Raw genomic sequence first — 7,984 nt, forward strand, 5'->3', positions numbered from 1 at the left:
TTTTAAAGCACTTTCTGTTCAGTGGCCTGAAATGGATCTTCCTATAGTTATGAATACAGAGACAAAGCAATATAGTTATCAGAATTACAATATAATTTCGAGTAATATAACGGGTAATAAAAACATTCCATGGGGTGAGAGGCTTAGGCGTACTCTTGCTAAAATTCATACAGAATATACACTTTTATTTTTAGAAGATTTTTGGCTAAGAGAGCGAGTTGATGATGCTTTTTTTAGACAAACAATTAAATGGATGAATCAGAATCCTGATGTGGCCAATTTCTCTTTTTATCCCTGTATGCCTGGAACCAATATTGATGATGGGAAGTTTGAGCGGTTTGAAAGAAGACCCCAGAAATGTGAATATAAGCTAAATTGTCAGGTTGGAATTTGGCGTACTAAAGAACTACTGGGATTTATTAGATCTCATGAAAGTGCATGGGATTGGGAAATGTATGGATCTGTACGAGCTGAAAGATATCAACAGAAATTTTATTCCTTGAAAAGTGATGCTCCGTTAGTTTTTAACTATGGTGATAATACTAAGGGATGTATAGTTAGAAAAGGTAAGTGGGTAGAGGATCAAGTGTTGCCAATGGCTGAATTATATAATCTGAATATTGATTATTCAATAAGAGGATTTTCGGATGTAGTAGCAGAAAAAAAGGAACTTCAAAGAAGGGCTTGCATGAGTGTATTGGAAAAGCTACGAGAACCAGGAGGAATAAAAAGAGCTATAAATCATATTAAGCTTGTGCTTGATGATAAAAAGGTCAGGTATTTATCTTTAAGATAACAGAGGTAAAATTTTTAATGAAGGGAAAGAGGATTAAATTATGGAGAATATCTTAATCGTTGGTGCACATTTTGACGATGCAGAATTAGGTGCAGGAGGAACAGCGGCAAAACTGGTAAAACAAGGTAAAAAAGTATATAAACTTACGCTCACTGACAATGTTACACTTTTTAAGCAAAAAAATATCAATGTGGATTTTGATTCATCTAGAGTTCAAAGTCAAAAAGCAGCAGAAATATTAGGTATAACTGAGTTAACAGATTTTGAACCGATTGAATGTTCTAGCTTGTCCTATAGTAAGGAAGTTATGCAAAGAGTAGAGAAAATAATTTATGATTTGAACATTGATACTCTTTTTACGCATTTTGGAACAGATATGAATCAAGATCACGTTGAAGCAAGCAGAATATGCGTTACTGCCGGTCGACATTGTTCAAATATTTTACAATTTCAGAGCAATGGATATATATTGGATAATGTGTTTTATCCAACCTTTTTTGTGGATGTAAGTGATACTATTGATTTAAAACGGACTGCATTAAGTCAATATAGTTCAGAACATGATAGATTTAATAGATTATTTGAAACAAATATTGAACGCAATCATCTTTGGGGTTATGGAAATGAAGTTGCATACGCTGAGGGATTTAATTTGGTGAAATTTTTAGAAAAATAATCAAATAATTGATGAGAAAAACTAATAATGAAAATAATTAAAAAAATAATAAGAGAATGTAAAATCACATCAGGGTTTTATCGATTCTTGTCAAAAATAAAGTATAATTTTTTATTAATTAAACAAAAAGGTAATTTTGAAAAGAATAGCTGTAAAGTTATGAGAGAAGTTCAACTATCTCTTTCTGAATGCTGTGATATTAGTATGTTTTTCTTTATGTTCGGAACTCTACTTGGGGTATATAGGGATAACAAACTTATTAAAAATGACATGGATGTAGATGTAGGGGTATACCTTTTGGGAGAAGATTCGCTGCAAGATTTTAGAACGTATATGGAAAGTAAAGGTTTTTGTCTAATTCATTTCTATCTTTTGGAAGATGGAAGAGTTATACAAGATTCTTATGAAAAGCATGGAATAAAGATAGATATTGCTTTTCTTCAGCAGTCTACTAATTGCGATTATTGCTATCTTATGTATGAAGAAGAATCAAAAAAAGAAAATGTACTTTTGTTTCCGTTTGTAAGTGTTAATGAGATTGAAAAATATGCTTTTTCGGATTTTCAAATTAACGTTCCCAAACAAACGGAACAATATCTTGCTGATACATATGGTGAGGATTGGAAACAACCTAATCCAAAATATAAATATTGGGAAAATCCTAATGCTAAAAATACGGAGTTTACAGCTAGTATAGTGTATTGCAATAAAGGAGAGGGACTGTAAATGTTAGCTTTAATCCTTAATTCTGGGTTGGGATCTCGTATGGGAGAACTCACTTCAGAACATCCGAAATGTATGACGAAAATTAGTGACCGAGAGACAATTTTATCTCGTCAACTAAAGTGTATCGTTGATGCTGGAATTAAAAAAGTTGTCATGACTACGGGCTATTATGATCAGATTCTTATACAGTATTGCGAATCTCTTCAATTGCCTATACATTTTGATTTTATAAAGAATCCACTTTATGACCAGACGAATTATATTTATTCTATTTATTGTGCAAGAGAGTATCTTGCTGATGATATTATTCTAATGCATGGTGATTTGGTGTTTGAAAAAGCTGTATTTGATAGAATTATGGAATCAAATTCTTCATGTATGACAGTATCATCTACACTTCCACTTCCGGAGAAAGATTTTAAGGCTCAAGTTAAAGATGGAAGAGTTATAAAGGTTGCCCTGGATATTTTTTGTGACGCTATGGAAGCTCAGCCTTTATATAAGCTAAAAAGAAATGATTGGAAGTTATGGCTTAATAAGATTATAGAATATTGTGAAGAAGGAAATACGAAAGTATACGCTGAGAATGCGCTAAATGCACTAAATGGTGCAGTTAATATTGAGGCTATAGATGTTAATAATTTTCTTTGTTCTGAGATAGATAACCCGGAAGACTTAGCTTTAGTGAGCAGGAGGCTAAAAGAGATTGAATCCAGAATGGTATATATGTGTTTTTCAACGGATATAATTCATGGTGGACATATTGCGATAATAAAAAGAGCACAAAAGCTTGGGAAATTAATTATTGGGGTGTTATCCGATGAAGCGGTTGCTTCTTATAAGAGATTACCACTCGTGCCGGCTTCAGAACGTAGAGTGATGTTTGAAAATATTGCAGGGGTTGATCGTGTTGTTGAGCAAAAAACTCTATCATATAAAGAAAATCTTGAAAAGTATAAGCCGGCTATGGTTGTGCATGGTGATGATTGGTGTCAAGGATTTCAAAAGCCAATAAGAGATGAGGTTGTATCTATACTCGCTTCATATGGTGGAAAGCTTATTGAATATCCATATAGTTCTGACCCTAAATATGCTGAGATTCAAGCTCGTTCCAGAGCAGATTTGGCTATGCCCGATATTCGTCGTGGAAGACTAAAAAAAGTTTTGGAAGCGAAAGGACTAATCACAGCCATGGAAGCACATGATGGCTTAACGGGTCTAATTGTTGAGAATACTGTTATCCATCAAGGAGGAGGTGCACATCAGTTTGATGCTATGTGGGTATCGAGCTTATGTGATAGTACGGCAAAGGGAAAGCCGGATATAGAACTTGTTGATATGACTTCAAGATTTCGTACTATTGAGGATATTACAGAAGTAACAACTAAGCCGATTATTTTTGATGGAGATACTGGAGGGAGAACAGAACATTTTGTATATACTATTAGAACGTTAGAGCGCCTAGGAGTATCAATGGTCATTATTGAGGACAAAACAGGCTTAAAGAAGAACTCCTTGTTTGGCACTGAAGTACAACAAACACAAGATAGCATTGAAAACTTTAGTGAAAAAATTGCAGCAGGTAAAAAAGCTCAGAGAACGAGGGAGTTTATGATATGTGCAAGAATTGAAAGCTTAATTCTTGAAAAAGGAATGGAAGATGCATTAGCTCGTGCATTTGCTTTTACTCAAGCTGGTGCAGATGCAATTATGATTCATAGTCGCCAAAAAGATCCAAAAGAGATTAAGGAATTTATTGAAAGATTCCGTAAACAGGATGAGCATACTCCTATTGTTCTTGTACCTACAAGTTTTAATTCTGTTACAGAAGAAGAGTGGAAGAAAATTGGTGCTAATATTATAATTTATGCAAATCAGCTGATGAGGGCACAGGTTCCAGCTATGCAGAAAGCTGCTGAGATAATTTTAGAAAATCACCGCGCAGAAGAATGTGATACAATATTAATGCCATTTAAGGATATAATACGTTTAATTCCGGCAGAAATATAAAAAATATTTCTCAGTAATTAGAGAATCAAATAGTATGGTATCTTCTTTTGTTTTTTGAAATTAAAATAGCCTACATATCAACAAGATAGAGAATGATGTTTTTGTATAATGGAAATTATAAGACACTGGCAAAAAGCCTTCTAAATTCTAAAGGTGGAAAGGGAACTGAATAATGCAAATAAGAGAAGAGTTTCAAGATAAAATTCTTGTTATTACTGGAGGTACAGGCTCTTTTGGTAGTACAGTATTGAAACATTTTTTAACTACAGATATCGGTGAAATTCGAATCATATCTCGCGATGAAAAAAAACAAGATATGATGAGACATGTTTTACAAGCTACTTATCCGAAATTTGCCACAAAAGTACAATTTTGTATTGGAGATGTTAGAGATATTGACTCGGTTAGAGATGTCATGTATGGAGCTAATTATGTGTTCCATGCAGCAGCACTTAAAGAAGTTCCTTCTTGTGAGTTTTTTCCAATGGAAGCTGTAAAAACTAATATACTAGGTACAGATAATGTAATTACGGCAGCTGTTGAGAATCGAATTGAAAGAGTAGTTTTCCTTTCGACAGATAAAGCTGCTTATCCAATTAATTCGATGGGGATGACCAAGGCTGTTGCAGAAAAGGTTGTGCAATCAAGAGCTCAAAAAGCATTTGAACGTAGTGGCACAGTATTGGCATGTACACGTTATGGTAATGTAATGTGTTCAAGAGGATCTGTAATCCCGCTATTTATTGATCAGATTAAAAATAAACGTCCAATCACTATTACTGACCCAAACATGACACGATTCTTGATGAATTTGGATGAGGCCGTTGACCTTGTAGCTTTTGCATTTGAAAATGCAGAACCTGGAGATTTATTTATTCAAAAGGCGGACGCATGCACCATTGGGGATTTGGCAGATGGAGTGATGAAGGTTTTTGGTAATACTGAAAAAAGAATTATTGGAACTCGTCATGGAGAGAAGCTCTATGAAACCTTGATGACACGGGAAGAGAGACTTCGTGCAATAGATATGGGTAATTATTTCCGTATTGCGCCGGACGGAAGAAGTCTAAACTATGATAAGTTCTATGTAGAAGGAGATGTAATTACTGAAGGAGATGAAGCGTATACTTCCCATAATACCAGTCGCTTGGATGTGGATGGAGTTGTAGCGAAGATATTAACTACTGATTATGTAAAAGAGGAGCTGGAAGGGCGTCCTCATATTGTGGAAGCATAAATTAGAGTCTATGAGGAGCGATAGTAAAATGGTATATCCGAAGTGGAAAAATAATGGCAAGCTAAAGTTGATGATTATAGTGGGGACAAGACCGGAGGTTATCAGACTTTCCGCTGTTATCAAAAAAAGCAGAAAGTATTTCGATACTATATTGGTACATACCGGACAGAACTATGATTACAATCTAAATGGAGTTTTTTTCAAGGACCTAGGGTTGGAAAATCCTGAGTTATATTTGGATGCGGTTGGTTCAAATCTTGGTGAAACCATGGGTAATATTATTTCCACTAGCTATAAAGCAATGTTGGAGATGAAGCCGGATGCCGTACTGGTTTTAGGAGATACCAACAGCTGTCTTTCCGCTATTTCAGCAAAGAGGCTTCACATTCCAATCTTTCACATGGAAGCCGGAAACAGATGTAAGGATGAGTGTTTACCGGAAGAGACCAATCGCCGTATTGTTGACGTGATATCCGATGTGAATTTACCCTATAGTGAAGCTGCAAAAAAATATCTTCATGAAATGGGAATGCCTAAGGAGAGAACTTATTGTACAGGCTCACCAATGGCTGAAGTTTTAAGAGGGAATTTAGAGAAAATTAAAGCCTCTGATGTTTTAGGTCGATTGGGTCTGGAGGAAAATCAATATATTTTACTCTCCGCCCATAGAGAAGAAAATATTGATACGGAAAAGAACTTTATTTCTCTGTTTACAGCTATCAATGCTTTGGCAGAAAAATATGATGTGCCAATTCTGTATTCCTGTCATCCCCGTTCTAAAAAACGCTTAGAGGAAAGTGGATTTATATTGGATAAGCGTGTTCGAGTGAGCGAGCCTTTAGGGTTTAACGATTATAATCATTTACAAATGAATGCTCTTGCGGTTGTATCTGATTCAGGAACATTGCCTGAGGAATCATCCTTCTATTTGTCTATCGGTCATCCGATTGCAGCAGTCTGTATTCGAACCTCTACAGAGAGGCCGGAAGCACTGGAGGCCGGAGATTTTATTCTTGCAGGAATAAGCACACAAGAGCTTTTACAGGCAACAGATATGGCAATCGAGATGAAGAGGCAAGGAATTTTGGGTAAGCCATGTCCGGATTACACCGATGAAACAGTTTCTATGAAGGTGGTTCGCATAATACAAAGTTATGTGAATGTAGTAAATAAGATGGTATGGCGGAAGGAAGATAGATAAATGAACATATTAGTCACCGGTGCTAAAGGGATGGTAGGAACCGCTCTTGTCAATAATTTAAAAAATCTTAGGGATGGAAAAAATAGAACGAGAGAGAAGATTTCTATTTCTGAAATATATGAGTATGATCAGGATTCCGGTGAAGCAGAGCTTGAGGAGTATTGTCAAAAAGCGGACTTTGTTTTTCATCTTGCCGGAGTAAATCGTCCGGAGAAGGTAGAAGAGTTTATGGAGGGGAACTTTGGCTTCTCCTCTAAACTTTTAGACACTTTGAAAAAGTATGGTAATAAGGCCGGTGTAATGCTTTCTTCTTCTATACAGGCTACATTGGCAGGACGATTTGGTGATTCAGAATACGGAAGAAGTAAAAAAGCCGGAGAGGAGCTGTTTTTTTCCTATGGAAAAGAAACCGGTGCGAAGGTGTATGTTTACCGTTTTCCGAATCTTATGGGGCATAGTAGGCCAAAGTATAACTCTGCGGTATCAACGTTTTGCTGGGCCATTGCCAATGATGAAGAATTTACTGTAAATGATAGAAATACAGAATTGGAACTTCTTTATATAGATGATTTGATAGAAGGAATGTTTGACCTCTTAGAAGGGAAAGAGCAGCATTGCGAATTCTCCGGTACAGAAACTATCTTGGATGACAATGGAACATATTGTACTGTTCCCATAACACACAAAGTTACTTTAGGGGAAATTATAGACTTGCTGGAAGAATTTAAGGCACAACCGAAGACCGGAATGATGCCGGAGATTCCGGAAGGTTCTTTTGCAAAAAAATTATTTTCCTTATACCTTACTTACCTTCCTCAAAAAGACTTTTCTTATGCATTGAAAATGAATGTGGATAATAGAGGGAGCTTTACGGAGCTCTTGCATACGAAGAATCATGGGCAAGTATCCGTGAATATCAGCAAACCCGGAATCACTAAGGGGCAACACTGGCATAACAGTAAATGGGAACAGTTTATTGTTGTTTCCGGTCATGGACGTATCGAAGAAAGAAATATTAATACCGGTGAAAAAGTCGCATTTGATGTAAGCGGAGACAAGATTGAAGCTGTTTATATGATTCCTGGCTGGACACATAATATTATAAATTTGTCAGAGACAGAAGACTTGGTTACAGTAATGATATGTAATGAGAATTTCAATCCGAATCATCCGGATACTTTTTATGAGGAAGTATAAATGGTAAATAACCTGTCATCTTGAATTCCTCCCTGAGATAGTGTGCAAAGTGGAAAAAGTTTGTAAAGTGGAAAAAGGGCATTCAACTTTTCACGATTATCTCAATTTTTGTGGAGAGAAAAAAGATGACAGGTTATTTAC

7 protein-coding genes are annotated in these 7,984 nt (G+C 35.8%); all 7 read left to right on the forward strand.

The genetic code is table 11. From position 1 onward, the window contains the following. Positions 1-796 (forward strand): hypothetical protein (locus RYL27_RS09555; RefSeq protein WP_314966848.1); only part of this gene is annotated, 796 nt, incomplete at its 5' end. Between the two features lie 40 nt (positions 797-836). Next, positions 837-1,472: a PIG-L deacetylase family protein gene (locus RYL27_RS09560; RefSeq protein WP_314966850.1), complete on the forward strand. Its 636-nt coding sequence runs from the start codon at positions 837-839 to the stop codon at positions 1,470-1,472. A gap of 27 nt (positions 1,473-1,499) precedes the next feature. Continuing rightward, positions 1,500-2,198, forward strand: a complete 699-nt coding sequence (locus RYL27_RS09565) for a hypothetical protein (protein WP_314966851.1) — start codon at positions 1,500-1,502, stop codon at positions 2,196-2,198. Further along, entirely contained in the window at positions 2,199-4,208 is a 2,010-nt protein-coding gene (gene aepX / locus RYL27_RS09570) for a phosphoenolpyruvate mutase (protein ID WP_314966854.1), read from the forward strand. 172 nt (positions 4,209-4,380) lie between these two features. Continuing rightward, entirely contained in the window at positions 4,381-5,445 is a 1,065-nt protein-coding gene (locus RYL27_RS09575; protein ID WP_314966856.1) for a polysaccharide biosynthesis protein, read from the forward strand. Between the two features lie 28 nt (positions 5,446-5,473). Then, positions 5,474-6,646, forward strand: coding sequence for a non-hydrolyzing UDP-N-acetylglucosamine 2-epimerase (gene wecB, locus RYL27_RS09580; RefSeq protein ID WP_314966858.1), 1,173 nt, complete (start codon positions 5,474-5,476; stop codon positions 6,644-6,646). Further along, positions 6,647-7,843 (forward strand): polysaccharide biosynthesis C-terminal domain-containing protein, encoded by a 1,197-nt coding sequence (locus tag RYL27_RS09585; RefSeq protein ID WP_314966860.1) that lies wholly within the window; start codon positions 6,647-6,649, stop codon positions 7,841-7,843. Positions 7,844-7,984 lie beyond the last annotated feature (141 nt).

It is taken from the genome of Oribacterium sinus (genome assembly GCF_963537195.1).
Taxonomy (GTDB): Bacteria; Bacillota; Clostridia; order Lachnospirales; family Lachnospiraceae; genus Oribacterium; species Oribacterium sinus_A.